Here is a 19913-nt window from a genome sequence, read left to right as displayed (position 1 = left end):
ATGGGACAGTCTACAAATCCCCGTCGCGTCGCCGACAATGAAGCGCGCGCCAAGCTGCGGATGATCCGCACCAGCCCGCAAAAGCTGAACCTTGTTGCCGCGCTCATCCGTGGCAAGAAGGTAGAGCGGGCCCTGGCCGATCTGGAATTCTCGCGCAAGCGGATCTCCAAGGAAGTCAAGAAGACGCTCGAATCCGCGATCGCCAACGCCGAGAACAATCATGGCCTCGACATTGACAGCCTTGTCGTGTCGGAAGCCTTTGTCGGCAAAAACCTGGTCATGAAACGGTTCCGGGCTCGTGCACGCGGTCGCGGCGCAAAGATCCTGAAGCCGTTTTCCGAGCTCACCATCGTGGTGCGCGAAGTCGAGGAGGCCGCCTGATGGGTCAGAAAGTAAATCCGATCGGTCTGCGCCTTGGCGTCAACCGCACCTGGGAATCGCGTTGGTATGCAGGCGCTGGCGAATACGCCAAGCTGCTGCACGAAGACATCAAGATCCGGAAGATGCTCAAAGAGCGTCTGAAGAATGCCAGTGTCTCGAAGATCGTGATCGAGCGCCCGCACAAGAAGTGCCGCGTCACTGTCCACACGGCCCGTCCGGGTGTGGTGATTGGCAAGAAGGGTTCTGACATCGAGACGCTCCGCAAGGAGCTGTCGAAGATGATCGATGGTGAAGTTCACCTGAACCTGGTTGAAGTGCGTAAGCCGGAGATCGACGCGGCCCTGGTGGCCGAGTCCATCGCTCAGCAGCTCGAGCGCCGTGTGGCTTTCCGCCGCGCGATGAAGCGTTCGATGCAGTCGGCCATGCGCATGGGCGCCAAGGGCTGCAAGATCGTCTGCGGCGGTCGTCTCGGTGGTGCGGAAATCGCCCGTACCGAGCAGTATAATGAGGGCTCCGTCCCGCTGCATACGCTGCGCGCCGACATCGATTACGGCACCTGCGAAGCCAAGACCGCGATGGGTATCATCGGTATCAAGGTCTGGATCTACAAGGGTGAGATCATGGAACACGATCCGAACGCCCAGGAGCGCCGTCTCCAGGAGTCCGGTGAACAGCGCGCCCGCTCGGGCCGCCAAGCCGCGTAAGGAATTCAGCCATGCTGCAACCGAAACGCACGAAATTCCGCAAGGCGCACAAAGGCCGTATCAAGGGCGCAGCGAAGGGTGGCTTCACGCTGAACTTCGGCTCCTACGGTCTCAAGGCGCTCCAGCCGGAACGCGTTACCGCGCGCCAGATCGAAGCCACGCGTCGGGCGATCACTCGCCACATGAAGCGTGCAGGTCGCGTGTGGATCCGCATCTTCCCGGATGTGCCGGTTTCCAAGAAACCGACCGAAGTCCGGATGGGTAAAGGTAAGGGCTCGCCCGAGTTTTGGGCGTGCAAGGTCAAGCCCGGCCGCATCATGTTCGAGATCGACGGTGTTCCCGAAAATGTTGCGCGCGAAGCCCTGGAACTGGGCGCCGCGAAGCTGCCGGTGAAAACCAAAATCGTCGCCCGTTTGGGCGAATAGGGAGAACACAACGATGAAACCCGTTGACGTTCGCGCCATGACAGAAGATCAGCTCAAGGATTCACTCCTGAAGCTGAAGGAAGAACAATTCAAACTGCGGTTCCAGCAGGCTTCGGGCCAGATGGAAAACACCGCTCGCTACGGCCAGATTCGCCGCGATATCGCGCGCATTCAGACGGTCCAGACCGAGCGGAATTCGCAAGAAGAGCAAGGGAGCTGACGATGCCGAAGCGTATCCTTCAAGGCGTCGTAGTGAGTGACAAGGGTGCCAAGACCATCGTGGTGCGTGTGGAACGGACTTTCCTCCACCCGCTGCTGCGCAAGACGGTCCGCCGTACCAAGCGTTACCACGCACATGACGAAGCCAATGCTTACAAGGTGGGTGACCAGGTCCAGATCCAGGAATGTGCACCCAAGTCGAAACTGAAGCGGTGGGAGGTGGTCACCGTCGCGGCCTAGGCCCGATGTGAGACCCCACCTTTCCTAAGGAGGATCTGCGATGATCCAGATGCAAACCAATCTGGACGTGGCTGACAATTCTGGCGCCCGCCGTGTGCAGTGCATCAAGGTGCTCGGCGGTGCCAAGCGTCGCTATGCCCACGTCGGCGACATCATTGTCGTCTCGGTCAAGGAAGCCATTCCGCGTGGTCGCGTGAAGAAGGGTGACGTCCGCAAGGCCGTCGTCGTTCGCGTGGCCAAGGACATCCAGCGCAAGGACGGTTCCGTCATTCGCTTCGATGGCAACGCGGCTGTGATTATCAACAACAATAACGAGCCGCTCGGCACGCGTATCTTCGGACCGGTTCCGCGCGAACTTCGCGCCAAGAACCACATGAAGATCGTCTCGCTGGCGCCGGAGGTGCTGTAATGGCTGCCAAGATCAAGAAGGGCGACAAGGTCGTCATTCTCGCCGGCCGTGACAAGGGCAAGACCGGTGAAGTCACCAAAGTGCTGCCGACCGAAGATCGGGTCGTTGTGGCGGGCGTGAATGTGGTCAAGCGCCACACGCGTGCGACGCAGACCGAACAGGGCGGCATCATCGAAAAGGAAGCCTCGATCCACGTTTCCAACGTGGCCGTGGCTGATCCGAAAACCGGCGAGGCAACTCGTGTCGGCTTCAAGACTGAAGACGGCAAGAAAGTCCGCGTCGCCAAGAGCTCGGGCGAGGTTATCGATGTCTGATACCGCCACATACACACCGCGTCTTCGCGCCAAGTACACGGAAACCATCCGTGCGGCGATGAAGGAAAAGTTCGGCTATGCCAATGACATGATGATCCCGCGTCTGGACAAGATCGTGATCAATATGGGCGTCGGCGAGGCCTCCCAGGACTCCAAGAAGATCAAGGGTGCCCTGGAAGACCTGGAAGCCATTACCGGCCAGAAGCCGGTCAAGACGGTCGCCAAGAAGTCCATCGCGGGCTTCAAGCTCCGTGAGGAGCAGGTGATCGGTGCGAAAGTGACCCTGCGCCAGGACCGTATGTACGAATTCCTGGACCGCCTGATCACCATCGCCCTGCCACGCGTGCGTGACTTCCGTGGGCTCAATGGTAAGAGCTTCGACGGTCGCGGAAATTACGCGATGGGTATGAAAGAACATATCGTGTTCCCGGAGATCGACTACGACAAGGTCGAGAAGATCCGGGGTATGGATATCGTTGTCTGCACGACTGCCGGCAATGATGAGGAAGCGAAGGCCCTGCTGGCCGAGTTCGATTTCCCCTTTACGAACTGACGCAGCAGGAACGCAAGGCCACTCGGGCTTTGCACGCAGGAGGACTTAAATGGCGAAAACTTCCGCAATCGAGCGCAATTTGAAGCGTGCTCGCCTGGCCAAGCGTTATGCGGCCAAGCGTGAGCAGCTCAAGGCAATCGCTCGTAATCAGGAGCTTCCGGTCGAGGAGCGTTTTGCTGCTCAGCTGAAGCTGGCTGAATTGCCCCGTAATTCTGCGGTTACCCGCATCCGGAACCGGTGTGAAATCACCGGGCGTCCGCGTGCGTTCTACCGCAAGTTCCGTATGTCGCGTATCGCGATGCGTGACTATGCCAGCCAGGGTATGATCCCGGGCATGGTCAAGTCGAGCTGGTAAGAGAGGAGCCCTAGACATGTCTGTGAATGATCCTCTCGGCGATATGCTGACCCGTATCCGCAATGCGCTCATGCGCAACAAGCGGGCCGTCAACACGCCGGCATCGGCCCTGCGCCGCCGCGTGCTCGACGTTCTCAAGTCGGAAGGCTACATCCGCGATTACGCAGAAGTAGAGCATGCTTCCGGCCTGAAAGAGTTCGAAATCGAACTGAAGTATTTCGAAGGTGACTCGGTCATTTCGGAGATCAAACGTATCTCCAAGCCGGGCCGCCGTGTTTATTCCGGCGTCAAGGACCTTCCGCTCGTCCAAAACGGTCTCGGCATCGCAATCCTGTCCACGCCCAAGGGTGTGATGTCGGATTCGACGGCTCGCGAGTCCAATGTGGGCGGCGAGATCCTGTGTCACGTCAGCTAAGGGAGCGAACCAATGTCACGTATCGGTAAACTCCCGGTAGCCATTCCTGGCGGCGTCACGGCGACGCTTTCCAAGACCGCGCTGACCGTCAAGGGTCCCAAGGGCGAATTGTCCATGACCTTCGTCGATGAAGTGAGCGCCGAGCAGGGTGAAGACGGTATCGTCATCTCCCCGCGCGATGAGACCAAGAAGGCTCGCGCGATGTGGGGCATGCAACGTGCTCTCGTCGCCAACCTGGTCCAGGGTGTCACGGCTGGTTACGAAAAGAATCTCGAGCTGGTCGGTGTTGGTTACCGGGCACAGATGCAGGGCACGTCCCTGAAACTGTCGCTCGGCCTGTCCCATGACGTCGTTTACGACGCGCCTGAGGGCATCACCATCGCCGTCGGCAAGCCGACCGAAGTGAAGATCACGGGCGCTGACAAGCAGCGCGTTGGCCAGGTGGCCGCCGAGATTCGTCGCTTCCGTCCGCCGGAGCCCTACAAGGGCAAGGGCATCAAATATGTCGGCGAGTATATCCGCCGCAAAGAAGGCAAGAAGAAGTAGGGCGAGCGATGAAAACTCAACGCGAAAAATCGGTCCGCCGCGCCCAGCGCAACCGGATCCGTCTGCGCAAGTTCGCCAATGGCCGTCCGCGGCTGTCGGTCTACCGGTCTTCGAAGAACATCTATGCCCAGATCATCGACGATGCATCTGGCAAGACGGTCGTCGCAGCCTCTTCCCTCGAGGAAGCCGCTCAAAAAGAGCATGGCAAGGGCTGGGACACGAAGGCTGCCGAGCTTGTCGGCAAGCTGATCGCCGAGCGCGCAGTCAAGGAAGGCGTCAAGGACGTCGTCTTCGACCGTGGCGGTTACATCTTTCACGGGCGTGTCAAAGCGCTCGCAGAGGCGGCCCGCGAGGGCGGCCTGAACTTCTAAGGGAGCGGACGTATGGCTCATCAGAACGAGCAACGTGGTGGCGGTGACCGTGGCCGGGGCCGCGGCCGTGGCCGGGACCGCGACCAGGAACGCGATGACGAACTTGTCGACAAGCTCGTCCACATCAACCGCGTCGCCAAGACGGTGAAGGGTGGCCGGAACTTCCAGTTCGCAGCCCTCGTCGTTGTCGGTGACACCAAGGGCCGCGTCGGCTTCGGACAGGGCAAGGCACGCGAAGTGCCGGAAGCCATCCGCAAGGCTACCGACGAAGCCAAGAAGAACATGATCCGCGTTCCGCTGCGCGAAGGCCGCACCCTGCACCATGATGGCAAAGGCCGTCACGGCGCCGGCAAGGTCGTCCTGCGGGCGGCGCCTCCGGGTACCGGCGTCATCGCCGGCGGTCCGATGCGCGCCGTGCTGGAAACCCTCGGTATCCAGGACGTGGTCGCAAAGTCGGTTGGCACGTCCAACCCGTACAACATGATCCGCGCCACCATGGATGCGCTGAAACTGCAGTCGAGCCCGCGCTCGGTTGCCGCCAAGCGTGGTCTCAAGGTCGGTGATCTGGTGAACCGCCGCGATGACGGCGCGTCCTCACCGGAAGCGATCGAAGCGTAAGGACCGGATATAATGGCCAAAAAGACCATCCGCGTGCGCCAGACGGGTAGCGCCATCCGCCGCCCGAAAGATCAGCGTGCCACGCTCGTCGGCCTCGGTCTGAACAAGATCGGTCGCGAGCGCGAGCTTGAAGATACACCGTCTGTCCGGGGCATGATTGCCAAGGTCAGCCATATGGTGGAAATCGTCGAGGAGTAGGTCCCGACAAGGGAAACCGCTCCATCGAATGGAGAACGACATGCGTCTCAATGAATTGCGTGACAATGACGGTGCGACCAAGATCCGCACCCGCGTCGGCCGTGGTATCGGTTCCGGCAAGGGCAAGACCGGTGGTCGTGGCGTCAAGGGCCAGAAATCCCGCTCGGGTGTGGCCATCAAGGGTTTCGAAGGCGGGCAGATGCCGCTTCACATGCGTTTGCCGAAGCGGGGCTTCAACAAGCCGAACCGCAAGGCCTGGGCAGAAGTGAATCTCGGCCGTCTTGAGAAGGCCATTGCCGAAGGCAAGATCGACGCGAAAAAGCCGATTGATGCCGACGTCCTGATCGCAGCGGGCCTGGTCCGCCGCGCCCTGGACGGCGTCCGCCTCCTTGCGAAGGGCGAGCTGAAGTCCAAAGTAGAGATCACCCTTGCCGGTGCTTCCAAGGCCGCGATTGCCGCTGTCGAGAAGGCTGGTGGCAAGGTGACCCTCACCGCCGTGGCCGACGACGCCGCGGAATAAGCGACTTTTTGCTGACCTCGTAAGGACGTCTTCATGGCTTCTGCTGCCGAACAGCTTGCCCAGAACATGAATTTCAGTTCCTTCGCGAAAGCGAAGGAACTGCATCAGCGTATTCTGTTCACGATCGGGATCCTGATCGTGTACCGGATCGGTACTTTCGTGCCGATCCCGGGCATCAATCCGGTTCAATATGCTGAGCTTTTCCGCAATCTTGGCGGAGAAGGTCAGGGTATCCTGTCGATGTTCAACATGCTCGGCGGCGGTGCTGTCGAGCGCATGGCGATCTTCGTGCTCAACGTGATGCCGTACATCTCGGCCTCGATCATCATGCAGTTGATGTCTGCCACCATTCCCAGCCTTGAAAAGCTGAAGAAGGAAGGGGGCGAGCAGGGCCGTCAGCAGATCAACCAGTATACCCGTTATCTGACCGTGCTCCTGGCAACCGGTCAGGCCTTCGCCATCGCCATCGGCATGAATACGCCGAACAGTGAAGGCGTGGCGCTGGCTCTCAATCCGGGACCCTTCTTCCTTGCCTCGACCGTGATCACCCTTGTCGGTGCCACCATGCTGTTGTTGTGGCTGGGTGAGCAGATCACCGCTCGCGGCGTTGGTAATGGTGTCTCGCTGATCATTTTCGCCGGCATTATTTCGGCGGTTCCGGGCGTCATCGGTGGCGCCTTGTCGCAAGCCTCCTCGACCGGTGACGGTACCGTTCTGGTTGTCGGTGGTGTGCTGATCCTGGTCGGATTGCTTCTGGTGGTGTTTGTCGAGCGCTCGCAGCGTCGTCTGCTCGTCCAGTACCCCAAGCGTCAGCAGGGCAATCGCATGGTGGGTGGTGATACCTCCTTCCTGCCGCTCAAGCTGAACACGGCCGGTGTGATCCCGCCGATTTTCGCCTCATCCTTGCTGCTCTTGCCGGCGACTGCTGCGAGTTTCCAGGCCCAGTCGGGCCCGGGCTGGCTGCAAAGCGCGGTCGCCATTCTCGGACCGGGATCGCCCTGGTTCATGATGGCCTATGCGGCAATGATCATCTTTTTCTGCTTCTTCTACACCTCGGTCGTCTCCAATCCGGACGACATGGCCGAGAACCTGCGGAAGTATGGCGGTTTCCTGCCGGGCATCCGCCCGGGCAAGCGGACCGCGGAATATATCGACTTCGTCATGTCTCGCCTGACCTTCATCGGTGCCCTCTACCTGGTGCTGATCTGTATGGTGCCGATGATGATGAATCCGAATACGGCTCTCGGCGGTACATCCCTGCTCATCGTGGTTTCGGTGACCATGGACACGGTTTCCCAGATCCAGTCCCATCTGCTGGCACACCAGTATGAAGGCCTGATCAAGAAGTCGAAGCTGCGGGGACGCAAACGATGAATATTGTCCTGTTCGGACCGCCTGGCTGCGGCAAGGGCACCCAGTCCAAGCGTCTCGTAGCCGAGCGCGGATGGGTGCAACTCTCCACTGGAGACATGTTGCGTCACGCCCGTGCGGCGGGAACAGAACTGGGCCGGCGCGTGGCCGCGATCATGGACGGGGGAAATCTGGTCTCCGACGCGATCGTGATCGAGCTGATCGAGGAACGCCTGCCGGAAGCAAAGGCTGCCGGCGGTGCCATCTTCGACGGTTTCCCGCGCACCGTGGCCCAGGCACAGGCACTCGATCAGCTTCTGCTGGATCGCGGAACCCAGGTTGATTCCGTGATCGAGCTGAAGGTGAACGACGAAGAACTGGTTCAGCGGCTGGTAAAGCGCGCTGAGGAGGAAGGTCGCCCGGATGACACAGAAGACGTCATTCGCAAGCGCCTGGAAGTCTACTATGGGCAGACCGCGCCCCTGATCCCTTTCTTTGCCCAACAAGGCAAGGTGAAGGCGGTCGACGGCATGGGTTCCATGGATGAGGTTGCAGCCGGAATAGCTGCAGCACTCGAAGAGAAGTGACACGCACCTGTTGCAACCCCATTGACGGGGTGGCAACGCTGACTGTAGATAGCGCCCTTCGCGAAACGGGCGAGCTGATGCGGCGACCGAAAGGTTGCCTGTTGGGTCGTCCGTGAATGGCGTTCAGAATTTGGGAGATGGAAAGTGGCCCGTATTGCCGGCGTCAATATTCCGACGAATAAGCGCGTAGAGATCGCGCTTCGCTACATCCACGGCATTGGCCCGGCCAAGGCGAAGGAGATCTGCGAGCAGGTTTCCATTTTGCCCGAGCGCCGCGTCAGTGAACTGACGGATGCAGAAGTCCTGCAAATCCGCGAGGTGATCGATCGTGATCATCAAGTGGAGGGGGATCTGCGCCGTGAGGTGGCTGTGAACATCAAGCGTCTCATGGACCTGGGCAACTACCGTGGCCTGCGCCACCGTCGTGGCCTGCCTGTCCGTGGCCAGCGCACTCACACCAATGCGCGTACGCGCAAAGGTCCCGCCAAGCCGATTGCCGGCAAGAAAAAGTAGGGCCCTGACCGATGGCTAAAGATACTGGCCGCGTTAAGCGGCGTGAACGCAAGAACATCACGTCGGGCGTTGCTCACGTGAGTGCTAGCTTCAACAACACCATGGTGACCATCACGGACGCCCAGGGAAATGCAATTTCCTGGTCGTCTGCCGGTCACATGGGCTTCAAGGGGTCGCGCAAGTCGACCCCTTATGCGGCCCAGATGGCGGCTGAAGATGCTGGCAAGAAGGCGATGGAACACGGCATGAAGACCATCGAAGTGAAGGTCTCCGGTCCGGGTTCGGGGCGCGAGAGCGCGCTGCGTGCGTTGCAGTCGGTGGGTTTCACCATCACCACCATCCAGGACGTCACACCGATCCCGCACAACGGTTGTCGTCCGCCGAAGCGCCGCCGCGTCTAGTACGCTGCGCGCATTTCGCCTGTTGAACGCGCCGACGGTGCAAGCCGTACGGCTGATGAAGGGGCAGTAAGAACGTGATCGAGAAGAACTGGCAAGAACTCATCCGCCCGATGAAGCCGGAAATCGAGCCGGGACATGATCCCGCGCGCCAAGCCAAGATCGTCGCCGAGCCGCTGGAGCGTGGCTTCGGCATGACGCTGGGCAATGCGCTGCGTCGTGTCCTGCTGTCCTCGCTTCAGGGTGCAGCAGTGACGAATGTCCACATTGACGGCGTCGTCCACGAGTTTTCGTCGATCGACGGCGTTCGTGAAGACGTCACCGACATTGTGCTGAACATCAAGCAGATCGCCCTGCGCATGCATGGCGAAGGTCCCAAGCGCGTCGTTCTCAAGAAGTCCGGCCCCGGTATCGTCACCGCTGGTGATATCGAGGAAACGGCTGACGTCGAGATCGTCAACAAGGACCTGGCGCTGTGCACGCTGGACGAGGGTGCGGAAATCCGCATGGAGTTCACCATCAACACCGGCAAGGGCTATGTCCCGTCCGAGCGCAACCGCCCGGAAGATGCCCCGATCGGCCTGATCGGCGTTGATGCACTCTACAGCCCGGTCAAGCGCGTCTCCTACAAGGTCGAGAACACCCGTGAGGGCCAGGTTCTGGACTATGACAAGCTGACGCTTGAAGTTGAAACGGACGGAACCGTCACCCCGGAAGATTCCGTGGCTTTTGCCGCGCGCATCCTTCAGGACCAGTTCCAGATCTTCATCAACTTCGAAGAAGCTGTCGAAGCGCGTCCGGCCGAGGACGACAAGCCCGAGCTCGACTTCAACCCGGCGCTGCTGCGCAAGGTTGATGAGCTGGAGCTCTCTGTGCGTTCGGCCAACTGCCTGAAGAACGACAACATCGTCTACATCGGCGACCTGATCCAGAAATCCGAGGCGGAAATGCTCCGCACCCCGAATTTCGGACGCAAGTCGCTTAATGAGATCAAGGAAGTTCTCGCCCAGATGGGTCTGCATCTTGGCATGGAAGCGCCGAACTGGCCGCCGGAGAACATCGAAGATCTCGCCAAACGTTTTGAGGATCACGTCTAGGCAGCCGCCGAGAGGCGCCTGAACCGGACCTGAGGAGATAAAGCCATGCGTCACGGCATCGCACACCGCAAGCTTAACCGCACCCACTCGCACCGCAAGGCGATGCTGGCCAATATGGCTGCCTCGCTGATCGAGCACGAACAAATCGTCACCACCTTGCCGAAAGCCAAGGAATTGGGGCCGTTCGTCGACAAGCTCATCACGCTCGCCAAGCGCGGCGACGTCCATGGGCGCCGTCAGGCGATGTCCAAGGTCCGCAATGAGGACCAGGTCAAGAAGCTGTTCGACACGCTCGGCGGCCGTTATTCCGAGCGCGATGGTGGTTACACCCGCGTTCTCAAGGCCGGCTTCCGTCACGGCGACAATGCGCCGATGGCTGTCATCGAGCTTGTCGATCGCGACCCGTCTGCCAAGGGCGCGGCCGACCGTGCCCGCCTCGAAGAAGAAGGCGGCATGACTGAGGAGTAAGCTTCCAGTCAGCACAAGTTCAGGAAAAGGCGGCTTTGCTTCAGCAGGGCCGCCTTTTTCGTGCCCGCAATCCAGCCTATATGGGTGCCATGATCAGATACGCTTTTATCGCTGTCCTCCTCGCGAGCGCGCCTGCGTTCGCCCAGGAGATCGACCTCGCCGGTTCCGCCGATGACCGGGTCGTTCCGGAGAGCCGGATGGAGATGCAGATGTCCTTCGCGCCGATCGTGCGTGAAGCGACACCGGCCGTGGTGAATGTCTACACACGGCGCGTGGTCCAGAACCGCAGCCCCTTCGCCAATGACCCGATCTTCTCGCGCATGTTCCGCAGTCAGCCACAGGAACAGAACTCGCTCGGGTCCGGGGTCATCGTGGACCCGTCCGGCGTCATCGTGACCAATAACCATGTGGTCGCCGGCGCCACCGAGTTGCGGGTGGTCCTGGCCGACCGCCGCGAGTTCTCTGCCGAGATCCTGCTGACCGACGAGGCCACCGATCTGGCAGTCCTGCGGGTTGAGACCGATGAACCCCTGCCGGTCCTGGCCTTTGACATGAGCGGCGATGTCGAGGTCGGTGATCTTGTCCTGGCGATCGGCAACCCCTTCGGTGTCGGCCAGACCGTGACCTCCGGCATTGTGTCGGCGCTGGCTCGCACCGATGTCGGCCAGACTGATTTTGCCTCCTTCATCCAGACCGACGCGGCCATCAATCCGGGCAATTCCGGCGGCGCGCTGGTCGATATGGACGGAGAGCTGGTCGGTGTGAACACCATGATTTTCTCGCGCTCGGGAGGATCGAACGGGATCGGTTTCGCCATCCCGGTGGAGATGGTCGCCCGGGTCGTCGATACGGCGATGAGCGAGGGCGAACTGATCCGGCCCTGGCTGGGTGCCCGTCTGCAGCCGGTCGACAGTGACATTGCCGATGCATTCGGTCTGGACCGTCCGCGCGGTGCGCTGGTCAATGAGGTCTATCCGCTCGCAGCGGCTGACGATGCTGGTCTGATGCAAGGTGATATCGTGCTGGCGATCGACGGTCAGGCCATCAACAATGAAGCGGGCGCCCGCTTCCGTCTGGCTACCCGCGCTGCGGGAGATGATGCCCGCTTCACGGTCCTCCGGGACGGGGAGGAGTTGTCGCTGGATGTGGCCGTACAGCCGGCCCCCGGCCTCTCCGAACCGGATCCGTTTGCCGTCGATGGCCGAAATCCGCTGGTCGGTGCCGCCCTTGTCACGCTTTCACCGGCCTTCAATGAACGCGTCGGCCTTGACCCGTTCCGCGGCGGCGTGATCATCAGCGCGGTCGGGCGGCGGTCTGTCGCCGCGCGTTTTGGCTTCAGGCCCGGCGACCAGCTGGTCGAACTGATGGGCGAGCCGATCTACTCGCTCGATGATCTTGCTGACGTGCTTGCTGCCCATGATGGCGCCCAGGTCTGGCCGCTGATCGTCGAGCGTCGCGGCCAGCGCTTCGATACCTCGGTCCGCCTCTACTAGGGCGGGCCAGGCATCAAACGGTGTGGGGTTTCAGCGCGACGAAGCTCCACACATGCCCGAACGGGTCGCGAACCTTGCCGTGGCGGCCGAAGAACTCGTCAGTGCAGGGGCGGACCACGTCGGATCCAGCCTTTACCGCCTTGTCGAACCAGGCGTCGGCATCGGTAACATAGAGATTGAGGGTGAATGTGGTGCGGTTGCCGAGGCTGGCCGGCGCGACATTGCCGATCATCGCCTCATGCTGGGGAAACTCGTCCGCCAGCATCACAATGCCTTCATTGATGCGCAGTGTGGCGTGGCCCAGCTTGTCCTCGAAATCATAGCGCTCGAGCAGTTCGGCATCGAAGGCGCGGACATAGAAATCGATAGCGGCGGCACCGTCGCGAACACTGAGATAGGGCGCGACACCGGAGGTCGGCGGCGCGTGGGCGTCCTCGGCCGGGGCTGAACTGCCGGATGTATCACTCATCTCACTCCCCCGTGACTGCGAGCTGCTAGTCTAACATGACCTGCCTTCTACGAAACCGCGAACACGCCTAGGCTTGACCGTGATGACAAGCCTGTTTGAAGCCGCCGGCCTTGATGCCGAAGCCCCGCGACCGCTGGCCGACCGTTTGCGCCCGCAAACGCTGGACGAGGTCGTCGGTCAGGATCATCTGCTGGCCGGCAAGGGCCCGATCGCCCGGATGCGGTCGCAGGGACGGCTCGCCTCGCTGATCCTGTGGGGACCGCCGGGTGTCGGGAAGACCACGATTGCCCGCCTTCTCGCCGAGGACAGCGATCTGGAGTTTGAACCGCTCTCTGCGGTCTTTTCCGGTGTGGCCGACCTCAAGAAGGCCTTCGAACGGGCCCGCGCGCGGCGCCAGCAAGGCCGCGGCACGCTGCTCTTCGTCGACGAAATCCATCGCTTCAACCGGGCCCAGCAGGATGGATTCCTGCCGGTGGTGGAGGAGGGGACGGTGACCCTGGTCGGTGCCACCACCGAAAATCCGTCCTTCGAGCTCAATGCCGCCTTGCTGTCGCGCTGTCAGGTCCTGGTGCTCAAGCGACTCGATGATGACGGGCTCGACCTGCTCATGCAGCGCGCCGAGGCCGAGATGGGCAGGCCCCTGCCACTTGATGCCGCCGCTCGCATCGCCCTGCGCTCGATGGCCGATGGTGACGGCCGCTACATGCTCAACCTGGTCGAGGAGGTTTTTACCTTCGATCAGGATTTCAAGGTGAGCGCCGATGACCTCGCCACGCTGCTCAACAAGCGCGCCACCGCCTACGACAAGGATCGCGACGAGCACTACAATCTCATCTCGGCGCTGCACAAGTCGATCCGGGGATCCGACCCCGATGCGGCGCTATACTGGTTTGCCCGCATGCTGGAAGGCGGAGAGGATCCGCTCTTTCTGGCACGACGGCTGGTCCGGATGGCGTCGGAAGATATCGGCCTCGCCGACCCGACCGGTCTGATGATCGCCAATGAAGCCGCGCGCACCTATGAACGCCTGGGCTCACCCGAAGGTGAGCTGGCACTGGCCCACGCCGTTGTCCACCTGGCCACCGCTGCCAAGTCCAATGCCGTTTACGTCGCCTTCAAGCGGGCCCAGAGAGCCGCGAAAGCAACCGGCTCCCTGATGCCGCCCGCGCACATCCTCAACGCGCCGACGGCCCTGATGAAGGATCAGGGCTATGGCAAGGGCTATGAATACGATCATGACGCCGTCGGCGGCGTCTCCGGGCAGGACTATTTCCCCGACGAGATGCCCGACCGCCCGGTCTTCTACGAGCCGACGGGCAATGGCCGCGAGGCGGCGATCGGCGAGCGACTGGCACGCTGGCGCAAGGTGCGGGACGACCGACGCTCATAACGCTTCTCTTGCCAAATTCGCGCCTTTGCCGAATTCTGGTCCCTCAACCACTCTGGGGGGAGTTTTCATGAAACCGGAACGCATTCACCTGACACTGGGTCTCATCTGGCTGATCGCCGGCATGTTGCTGGGCGAACACATGGGGCGATCGGGCGATCACGGGCAATTGCCGACACATGCGCACATGATGTTGCTGGGCGGGGTGTTGTCGGTGCTCTGGGCCGTGCTCTATCGCGTGTTCGGGCTGGGCGGCGGATTTCTGGCCTGGATCCAGGTCGGGCTGCATCACATCGCCGTTCTGATAATGATCCCGTCGCTCTATCTGATGTTCGGCGCACTGGCCGACGAGGCGACGGTGGGACCCTTGCTGGGTATCAGTGCCATCATGGCAATCGTGTCGGTCGCCCTGATGCTGCTGTTGAGCCTGCGCGCCAAGGACTGACACTCACTCGCTGCAGCTGGATCCGTAAAACTGGTTGGTCCGTGCCTGGTAGACCGCGAGCGGTTCGAGACCCAGTGTCGCCCGCCTCTCATCGACCATGTCCGGGTCCTCGATCGGCGGGTAGACCTGTTCGCCATTCTCGCAGCGAAATTGCGAGCCGTAGCGCTGTGGCCGGTCCTCAGCCACGGCCACGCGGTCATAGAGCAGGGCGTAGCGCCCGCCGTTGAAGCCTCCGGCAAGCGCGAAGGGTTCTACAAGGTCGAGCAAGCGGCGCTGGGCTGAGATGTCGCCATGCTGGATCAGCGCGGCAATGTCAGCGGCGAGTGTGGGCTGTTCGCTGACCAGGGCAGCAAAATCGAACTCATCGAGCAGGCTGATCGCCCACGCGGTATTGCCCTCGTCAACCGCGTTGAAGGTATCGCCAGTGGCCTCGATGATCTCTGTACGGGCGCCGGGGTCAAGATCGGCCCGTGAAATGCGCGACAGCAGCAAGTCGCGGATATAGCGGTCGCGCGCCTTTCGGGCGGCCATTTCGGCAATGAGGTCGCCCCACTGTGCGTAGGCGGTGTCGAACTCTGTGATCAGGGTCGCGGCGTCGGTTGCCAAAGGTGCCGGTGTGACGTCGGCCACAGCCTCTTCGACTAGTGGGATGTCAGTGTCCGCAGTGGCGGGCGGGGCCTCTGCATCCTGCAGGACAAGCATGGCGGCCAGAATGAATACGGACATGACGCGACTCCTGAGGTTGCAGGCAGTCTAACGCGCTGTGTGGCGTATCCAAGGTATGCGTTCAAACAAAAGCGGCAGTCCTTGGGGAGACTGCCGCTTTCGCTTGGGGTCGGGATCGATCGGGACGGGGGACTGTGAGGCCGGTCGCCGGTCCGGATCGTTGGTCGCCTGGTTGAGCCCTTGGGGGCAGCTCAACCTAGGCGAATGCGCCGCCGAGGGCGATCGTCATGGCACCAAACACACCGGCCACGAAAAGTACGTTCACGAGCGTCGAGAGGGAGGTCGAAACACGGTTCATCATTGGTCTTGTCCTTGCGGTCTTGGCGAGCCGGGCCTTCCCGGTTCGCACGTTGGTAAATAAGGACTTAGCGGCGTCACACAATCGTCATTTCACCAAACCACCATTGCGAAAATGCATAGCTAATTCAATATGAAATGAAATTAAGGATTGGTTAGTGTACCGTTAATGTGGCGAGCCCGGATGCGGGAGTGCTTGCCAATTCGGTCGCGGGACCCTATCGAGCCGCCATGATCAATTATCTTCTTGTTGGCGCCGGTGGTGCCTTGGGCGCGGTGTCCCGCTACCAGGTCGGTCGCCTGACGTTTCGTTGGTTCGGACCGGAACAGGTCTGGGGCACATTTGCCGTCAACGTCGCGGGCGGCCTGCTGATGGGCCTTTTGATCGGCTGGTTGGCGGCCACCGGTCGCGCTGACCAGCAATATGTCCGCTTGTTCGGCGCCGTTGGCTTCCTCGGTGGATTCACGACCTTCTCGGCCTTCTCTCTCGAAATCGCCAACATGGTCGAGCGCAAGGCCTTCCTGCCGGCCTTCACCTATGCGGCCAGCTCGGTCGTTGTGGCCCTGGCGGCTGTATTTGTGGGCCTCTGGCTCATGCGAAAGGCTTACTCATGAGCGGTGTCCAGACCATCAAGGTAGAGGCGACCGAAGACGGTTCGCGCGTTGATCGCTGGTTCAAGCGCCGCTTTCCGCATGTCTCGGCGATCATGGTCCAGAAGCTGTGCCGCAAGGGCCAGATCCGGGTTGATGGCGGGCGCGTGAAGGGCGACAGCCGGGTCCATGAGGGCCAGGAAATCCGCATCCCGCCGCTGCCCGAACCCGGTGAACGGCCGCCGGTCAACCGGATGTCGGATGAGGATATTGCCTATGTGAAGTCGCTGGTCATCTATCAGGATGACGAGCTGATCGCCTTCAACAAACCCGCCGGCCTGGCCGTCCAGGGCGGGTCGAAGACGACCCGGCATCTCGACGGCATGCTGGACGCCTTCGGTGAGGGGCTCGACCGTCCCCGCCTCGTCCATCGCCTCGACAAGGACACCTCCGGCATCCTGATTGTCGGCAAGGGACCCAAGGCGACAGCGCGACTGGCCAAGGCCTTCCAGTCGCACAAGACCCGCAAGACCTATTGGGCGATCGCCATCGGCGTACCCAAGCCCAAAATGGGCGAGATCAAGGGCTTCATGCGCAAGGCCGCGGCGTCGGGAGTTGATAGCGAACGCGAGACCATGGTCGCTGCCGGGCATGGCGATGAGGGTGCCCAGCATGCGCTGACCCGCTATGTGGTGATCGGTGAAGCGGGGCAGAAAGCCTCCTGGGTGGCGCTACGTCCGGTGACCGGGCGGACCCATCAGCTGCGCGTTCATCTGGCGGCCATGGGGACGGCGATCCTGGGCGACAAGAAATATACCTGCCACCGCCCGGCGCCGGAAGATCTGGGCCGCCGCCTGTGCCTGCACGCCCGCCGCCTCGAAATCCCGCGTCCGGGCGGCAAGCCGCTGGTACTGACCGCCGACCTGCCGCCGGCCTTGAAGAAGATCTACGACACGCTGGGTTTCTCGGTGAAAGAGATCAGCGAGACGGATATCGAGGAGGATCTGGCCTAGGTCGATCCGGCACGTTCACGCCCTCTCACAACTACGTCAAACCGGGCGAAGGTCTGTCGACAGACCCGACATCCGGTGATGTCCTGCGATAAACGGGGGACATCATATGATGGCACATTTCAACAGAATTCTGGTCGCGGGTCTGGCCCTCGGCCTGACGGGTTTTTCAGCAACGCAGGCGCAGTCAATCGGCGAGCGTGCCAACCGCGCCGAGCTGGTCGGGGGCGGTTTCAATCTCGGCCTCTTCGTCGACGGTGAACGCGACGGTTTCATGCGGTATGGCTGGTATACCGACGAGGAAGGCGTGCATCTGTGGGATCGCTCGATGATCGTCTCACGCAGCGATTATGAGAGCTTCTCGGCCCTGCTGGATCCGGCCGACCTGACGCCTCGCCGGGTCGATCTGCGTTATCACAGCGGCACCCGCTATTATCTGGTCGATGCTGTTTTCGAAGACGGGCAGGTTTCCGGATCACGCAATCTGCATGGTCCGGCCGAACCGACCCAGAGCCAACCAATTGATCATCCGGTCCGCGAGGGCGCGGTGGTGCGCGGCGCTGTATTCATGCTGGTGCCCGTGCTCGACCTGGAACCCGGTGACAGTATCAGTTTCGACTGGTGGATACCGATGCGAGACAGCTTCGAAACGGTGACGCTGACGGCCTTCGAGCCGGAGAGCGTCGAGACCCCGGCAGGCCTGTTCGACGCCGTTCGTATCGAGCTGCGCGGCACCACGCCGGGCAATGATCTTTTCGTCGCTGTCGACAGTGGTCGCTTGGTGCGCCTCGATGTCGTTGGTCAACCAGTCCAGTATCTGGCCCTGCCGGACCAGGACGGGGCCGGTTAGCCTCAGCCTGCGCTTGCGGCCTTCGCCGCCTGCTTGACCTTGAAGGCCTCGATTTTCTCGGCGCTTGCTTCGCCTTGGTATTGCGCTTTCCACTCGGCCGGCGGCATGCCGTAAACGCGCTCGCGAGCCTGGTCCCTTGTCACCTCGATCCCGCGCTCGGCAGCGGCTTCGCGCCACCAGTCACCCAGGCAGTTGCGGCAGAAATCGGCCAGCAGCATGAGGTCGATGTTCTGAACTTCCTTGTGGGCATCCAGATGCGCGACCAGGCGGCGGAAGGCGGCGGCGTCCAGCGCCGTGCGCTCGGTTTCGGTGATGTTTTCAGGCAGGGTCATGGCGTTGGCGCTCCGGCTTTCTTGTCCGGCATGGGTAGCATGAGGCGGGGCGTGCTTGCCAAGCGCAACGCAGCCGCCTATGTCGCGGCCAAGCAGACGGAGCCTTGTGGCGTGAGCACCCCCCTCAAACTTGCCATCTGGGATGTAGACGGCACCATCGTCGACAGTCGCCAGGTGATCCAGAAGGCCATGGACCGTGCCTTCCGCCGCGCCGGGCTGGGCGGGATCGACTATGATCGTACGCGAACGATCGTGGGTCTGGAGCTGACTGAAGCCGTGACCCGCCTCGCGCCGCCGGATTTCGGGCCCGAGCGCGCCGTGCAACTGGCCGGTTTCTACAAGGAAGCTTTCGTCGAGCAGCGTGCCGAAGCCGGCTTCGAAGAGCCGCTCTATGAGGGAGTCCGCGACACGCTGGAGCGTCTGGTCGAACAGGGCTGGCTGATGGGCGTGGCAACCGGCAAGGCCCGCCGCGGTCTGGACATCGTTTTCGAGCATCACGATCTGCACCGCTATTTCGACACGCTGCAGACTGTCGATGGCGGAGCCGGCAAACCGAACCCCCGCATGGTGCTGGACGCTTTGCGCGAGACCGGAACCGAAGCGGCCCATGCGGTGATGATCGGCGATACCGGCTTCGACATGGCGATGGGCCGCAATGCCGGCGTCCATACGCTGGGTGTCAGCTGGGGTTTTCACACCGCCGACGAGATCGCCGACGCCGGCGCGCACAGCATCCATGATGATTTTGACGCCCTTGATCGGGCGCTGGACAGTTTCGCCGAGTCCGTCGGCACAGCTGCGACGCCGGGAGAAAAAGCATGAGCGAGCCCTATCAGACCAAGCCCGGGGTCAAGATCCCCAGTCATGAAAGCTCACTGCCCAAGCGTTTTTACAAGGCCGTTGATGTCGTCGCACTGGATGAGAGCTTTGCCGTCCATCTCGATGGTCGACCCGTGAAGTCTCCTGCCAAGCGGACCCTGGCCCTGCCGACGCGGGCTCTGGCCGAGCTGGTCGCGTCGGAGTGGGAGGCGCAGGGCGAGCGCATCAATGCGCCGACCATGCCGGCCACCCGCCTGTGCTTTGTGGCCCTCGACCTGATCCCGGATGCCCGGTCAGCGACGGTGGCCGAAGTGACCAAATATGCCTCAACCGACCTGGTCTGCTTCCGGGCGCCGGAACCGCCGGAGTTGACCGCTTCGCAGGCGGCGGCCTGGGATCCGGTCCTGGCCTGGGCGGAGGACAGCCTTGGCGCCCATTTCGTGGCCGCCACGGGACTGATGCCGATCCATCAGGACCCGGTCGCCCTGCAACGTGTCATGCAGCGCGCCGGAGAGCTGGATGACTGGCGTCTGACGACACTCGCCCATGTCACTGCGGTCTGTGGTTCGGCGCTGTTGGCGCTGCAGCTGCTGGACGGGGAGATCGATGGCGAACAGGCGTTTGCGTTGTCGACCCTGGACGAGCATTTCCAGATCAGCCAGTGGGGCGAGGATCATGAGGCGGCGGACCGTCTCGCGCGACTGCGCACCGAACTGGTGACCATGGGCGAAGTCCTGCGTGCATTGGACGCGGCGCCGGCGGCTTGATGCCGGGCGCCATGCGGGTAACCTGCGACGCGATACTCTTTCGGAG

32 protein-coding genes are annotated in these 19913 nt (G+C 61.8%); 29 read left to right on the top strand and 3 right to left on the bottom strand.

Going from position 1 to position 19913, the window contains the following annotated elements:
• From rplV to MMAR10_RS09165, 22 genes are all read left to right on the top strand, one after another.
• Window positions 1-381 (top strand): 50S ribosomal protein L22, encoded by a 381-nt coding sequence (gene rplV, locus MMAR10_RS09270; protein WP_011643728.1) that lies wholly within the window; start codon window positions 1-3, stop codon window positions 379-381.
• Window positions 381-1085, top strand: coding sequence for a 30S ribosomal protein S3 (rpsC, locus tag MMAR10_RS09265; RefSeq protein ID WP_011643727.1), 705 nt, complete (start codon window positions 381-383; stop codon window positions 1083-1085). Before rplV ends, rpsC begins: the two co-directional genes overlap by 1 nt.
• A gap of 11 nt (window positions 1086-1096) precedes the next feature.
• Window positions 1097-1510, top strand: coding sequence for a 50S ribosomal protein L16 (gene rplP, locus MMAR10_RS09260; protein WP_011643726.1), 414 nt, complete (start codon window positions 1097-1099; stop codon window positions 1508-1510).
• 13 nt (window positions 1511-1523) lie between these two features.
• Window positions 1524-1730 carry a 50S ribosomal protein L29 gene (gene rpmC / locus MMAR10_RS09255; RefSeq protein WP_011643725.1) on the top strand — a complete coding sequence of 69 codons (207 nt, stop codon included), beginning with the start codon at window positions 1524-1526 and terminating at the stop codon, window positions 1728-1730.
• 2 nt (window positions 1731-1732) lie between these two features.
• Complete coding sequence (rpsQ, locus tag MMAR10_RS09250) at window positions 1733-1969, top strand: 30S ribosomal protein S17 (RefSeq protein ID WP_011643724.1); 237 nt, start codon at window positions 1733-1735, stop codon at window positions 1967-1969.
• 40 nt (window positions 1970-2009) lie between these two features.
• On the top strand, window positions 2010-2378 hold the full coding sequence (gene rplN, locus MMAR10_RS09245; protein ID WP_011643723.1) for a 50S ribosomal protein L14: 369 nt from the start codon (window positions 2010-2012) through the stop codon (window positions 2376-2378).
• Window positions 2378-2692: a 50S ribosomal protein L24 gene (gene rplX, locus MMAR10_RS09240; RefSeq protein WP_011643722.1), complete on the top strand. Its 315-nt coding sequence runs from the start codon at window positions 2378-2380 to the stop codon at window positions 2690-2692. The genes rplN and rplX overlap by 1 nt, the downstream gene beginning before the upstream one ends.
• The gene (rplE, locus tag MMAR10_RS09235) at window positions 2685-3245 is read left to right on the top strand and encodes a 50S ribosomal protein L5 (RefSeq protein ID WP_011643721.1); all 561 of its coding nucleotides are present in this window, start codon (window positions 2685-2687) and stop codon (window positions 3243-3245) included. Before rplX ends, rplE begins: the two co-directional genes overlap by 8 nt.
• A 49-nt stretch (window positions 3246-3294) precedes the next feature.
• Window positions 3295-3600, top strand: coding sequence for a 30S ribosomal protein S14 (rpsN, locus tag MMAR10_RS09230; RefSeq protein WP_011643720.1), 306 nt, complete (start codon window positions 3295-3297; stop codon window positions 3598-3600).
• Window positions 3601-3616: 16 nt separating this feature from the next.
• Window positions 3617-4015: a 30S ribosomal protein S8 gene (gene rpsH / locus MMAR10_RS09225; RefSeq protein WP_011643719.1), complete on the top strand. Its 399-nt coding sequence runs from the start codon at window positions 3617-3619 to the stop codon at window positions 4013-4015.
• A 12-nt stretch (window positions 4016-4027) separates the two neighbouring features.
• Window positions 4028-4561, top strand: coding sequence for a 50S ribosomal protein L6 (rplF, locus tag MMAR10_RS09220; RefSeq protein WP_011643718.1), 534 nt, complete (start codon window positions 4028-4030; stop codon window positions 4559-4561).
• 8 nt (window positions 4562-4569) lie between these two features.
• The gene (gene rplR, locus MMAR10_RS09215; RefSeq protein ID WP_011643717.1) at window positions 4570-4932 is read left to right on the top strand and encodes a 50S ribosomal protein L18; all 363 of its coding nucleotides are present in this window, start codon (window positions 4570-4572) and stop codon (window positions 4930-4932) included.
• A 12-nt stretch (window positions 4933-4944) separates the two neighbouring features.
• On the top strand, window positions 4945-5550 hold the full coding sequence (gene rpsE / locus MMAR10_RS09210) for a 30S ribosomal protein S5 (protein WP_011643716.1): 606 nt from the start codon (window positions 4945-4947) through the stop codon (window positions 5548-5550).
• Window positions 5551-5562: 12 nt separating this feature from the next.
• On the top strand, window positions 5563-5748 hold the full coding sequence (gene rpmD, locus MMAR10_RS09205; RefSeq protein WP_011643715.1) for a 50S ribosomal protein L30: 186 nt from the start codon (window positions 5563-5565) through the stop codon (window positions 5746-5748).
• Between the two features lie 40 nt (window positions 5749-5788).
• Entirely contained in the window at window positions 5789-6268 is a 480-nt protein-coding gene (gene rplO, locus MMAR10_RS09200; RefSeq protein WP_011643714.1) for a 50S ribosomal protein L15, read from the top strand.
• A gap of 33 nt (window positions 6269-6301) precedes the next feature.
• On the top strand, window positions 6302-7642 hold the full coding sequence (gene secY, locus MMAR10_RS09195) for a preprotein translocase subunit SecY (protein ID WP_011643713.1): 1341 nt from the start codon (window positions 6302-6304) through the stop codon (window positions 7640-7642).
• Window positions 7639-8205 carry an adenylate kinase gene (locus tag MMAR10_RS09190; RefSeq protein WP_011643712.1) on the top strand — a complete coding sequence of 189 codons (567 nt, stop codon included), beginning with the start codon at window positions 7639-7641 and terminating at the stop codon, window positions 8203-8205. The genes secY and MMAR10_RS09190 overlap by 4 nt, the downstream gene beginning before the upstream one ends.
• Before the next feature lie 144 nt (window positions 8206-8349).
• Window positions 8350-8718: a 30S ribosomal protein S13 gene (gene rpsM / locus MMAR10_RS09185; protein WP_011643711.1), complete on the top strand. Its 369-nt coding sequence runs from the start codon at window positions 8350-8352 to the stop codon at window positions 8716-8718.
• Between the two features lie 11 nt (window positions 8719-8729).
• On the top strand, window positions 8730-9119 hold the full coding sequence (rpsK, locus tag MMAR10_RS09180) for a 30S ribosomal protein S11 (protein WP_011643710.1): 390 nt from the start codon (window positions 8730-8732) through the stop codon (window positions 9117-9119).
• A gap of 74 nt (window positions 9120-9193) precedes the next feature.
• Window positions 9194-10213, top strand: coding sequence for a DNA-directed RNA polymerase subunit alpha (locus tag MMAR10_RS09175; RefSeq protein WP_011643709.1), 1020 nt, complete (start codon window positions 9194-9196; stop codon window positions 10211-10213).
• 45 nt (window positions 10214-10258) lie between these two features.
• Entirely contained in the window at window positions 10259-10681 is a 423-nt protein-coding gene (rplQ, locus tag MMAR10_RS09170) for a 50S ribosomal protein L17 (RefSeq protein ID WP_011643708.1), read from the top strand.
• Window positions 10682-10770: 89 nt separating this feature from the next.
• Window positions 10771-12174, top strand: a complete 1404-nt coding sequence (locus tag MMAR10_RS09165) for a Do family serine endopeptidase (RefSeq protein ID WP_041637487.1) — start codon at window positions 10771-10773, stop codon at window positions 12172-12174.
• A gap of 13 nt (window positions 12175-12187) precedes the next feature.
• On the opposite strand, the gene MMAR10_RS09160 is transcribed toward MMAR10_RS09165, so the two are convergent.
• A complete protein-coding gene (locus MMAR10_RS09160; RefSeq protein WP_011643706.1) occupies window positions 12188-12643 on the bottom strand; it encodes a VOC family protein in 456 nt (151 codons plus the stop codon).
• A gap of 82 nt (window positions 12644-12725) precedes the next feature.
• Here MMAR10_RS09160 and MMAR10_RS09155 point away from each other — a divergent pair, with 82 nt between their 5' ends.
• Complete coding sequence (locus MMAR10_RS09155) at window positions 12726-14033, top strand: replication-associated recombination protein A (protein ID WP_011643705.1); 1308 nt, start codon at window positions 12726-12728, stop codon at window positions 14031-14033.
• Window positions 14034-14100: 67 nt separating this feature from the next.
• Window positions 14101-14475, top strand: a complete 375-nt coding sequence (locus tag MMAR10_RS09150; protein WP_011643704.1) for a hypothetical protein — start codon at window positions 14101-14103, stop codon at window positions 14473-14475.
• A 3-nt stretch (window positions 14476-14478) separates the two neighbouring features.
• On the opposite strand, the gene MMAR10_RS16200 is transcribed toward MMAR10_RS09150, so the two are convergent.
• Complete coding sequence (locus tag MMAR10_RS16200; RefSeq protein WP_011643703.1) at window positions 14479-15201, bottom strand: DUF6624 domain-containing protein; 723 nt, start codon at window positions 15199-15201, stop codon at window positions 14479-14481.
• 528 nt (window positions 15202-15729) lie between these two features.
• Between MMAR10_RS16200 and crcB the strand changes: the two genes are divergently transcribed.
• The 3 genes from crcB (at window position 15730) to MMAR10_RS09130 (ending at window position 17949) form a co-directional block, all read left to right on the top strand.
• Window positions 15730-16113, top strand: a complete 384-nt coding sequence (gene crcB / locus MMAR10_RS09140; protein WP_041637482.1) for a fluoride efflux transporter CrcB — start codon at window positions 15730-15732, stop codon at window positions 16111-16113.
• Window positions 16110-17102: an RluA family pseudouridine synthase gene (locus MMAR10_RS09135; RefSeq protein WP_011643701.1), complete on the top strand. Its 993-nt coding sequence runs from the start codon at window positions 16110-16112 to the stop codon at window positions 17100-17102. The genes crcB and MMAR10_RS09135 overlap by 4 nt, the downstream gene beginning before the upstream one ends.
• A 106-nt stretch (window positions 17103-17208) precedes the next feature.
• Window positions 17209-17949 carry a hypothetical protein gene (locus MMAR10_RS09130; RefSeq protein ID WP_011643700.1) on the top strand — a complete coding sequence of 247 codons (741 nt, stop codon included), beginning with the start codon at window positions 17209-17211 and terminating at the stop codon, window positions 17947-17949.
• Window positions 17950-17951: 2 nt separating this feature from the next.
• On the opposite strand, the gene MMAR10_RS09125 is transcribed toward MMAR10_RS09130, so the two are convergent.
• The gene (locus MMAR10_RS09125; protein WP_011643699.1) at window positions 17952-18281 is read right to left on the bottom strand and encodes a DUF1244 domain-containing protein; all 330 of its coding nucleotides are present in this window, start codon (window positions 18279-18281) and stop codon (window positions 17952-17954) included.
• Between the two features lie 111 nt (window positions 18282-18392).
• On the opposite strand from MMAR10_RS09125, the gene MMAR10_RS09120 reads away from it, so the two are divergent.
• Window positions 18393-19103 carry an HAD-IA family hydrolase gene (locus MMAR10_RS09120; protein WP_041637480.1) on the top strand — a complete coding sequence of 237 codons (711 nt, stop codon included), beginning with the start codon at window positions 18393-18395 and terminating at the stop codon, window positions 19101-19103.
• Window positions 19100-19867, top strand: a complete 768-nt coding sequence (locus MMAR10_RS09115) for an ATP12 family chaperone protein (RefSeq protein ID WP_011643697.1) — start codon at window positions 19100-19102, stop codon at window positions 19865-19867. Before MMAR10_RS09120 ends, MMAR10_RS09115 begins: the two co-directional genes overlap by 4 nt.
• Window positions 19868-19913: the final 46 nt, after the last annotated feature.

This window comes from Maricaulis maris MCS10 (assembly GCF_000014745.1).
In the GTDB taxonomy this organism is placed as follows: Bacteria; Pseudomonadota; Alphaproteobacteria; order Caulobacterales; family Maricaulaceae; genus Maricaulis; species Maricaulis maris_A.
The sequence above is the reverse complement of the archived record's forward strand: the minus strand, read 5'-3'. Positions and strand labels throughout refer to the sequence as shown.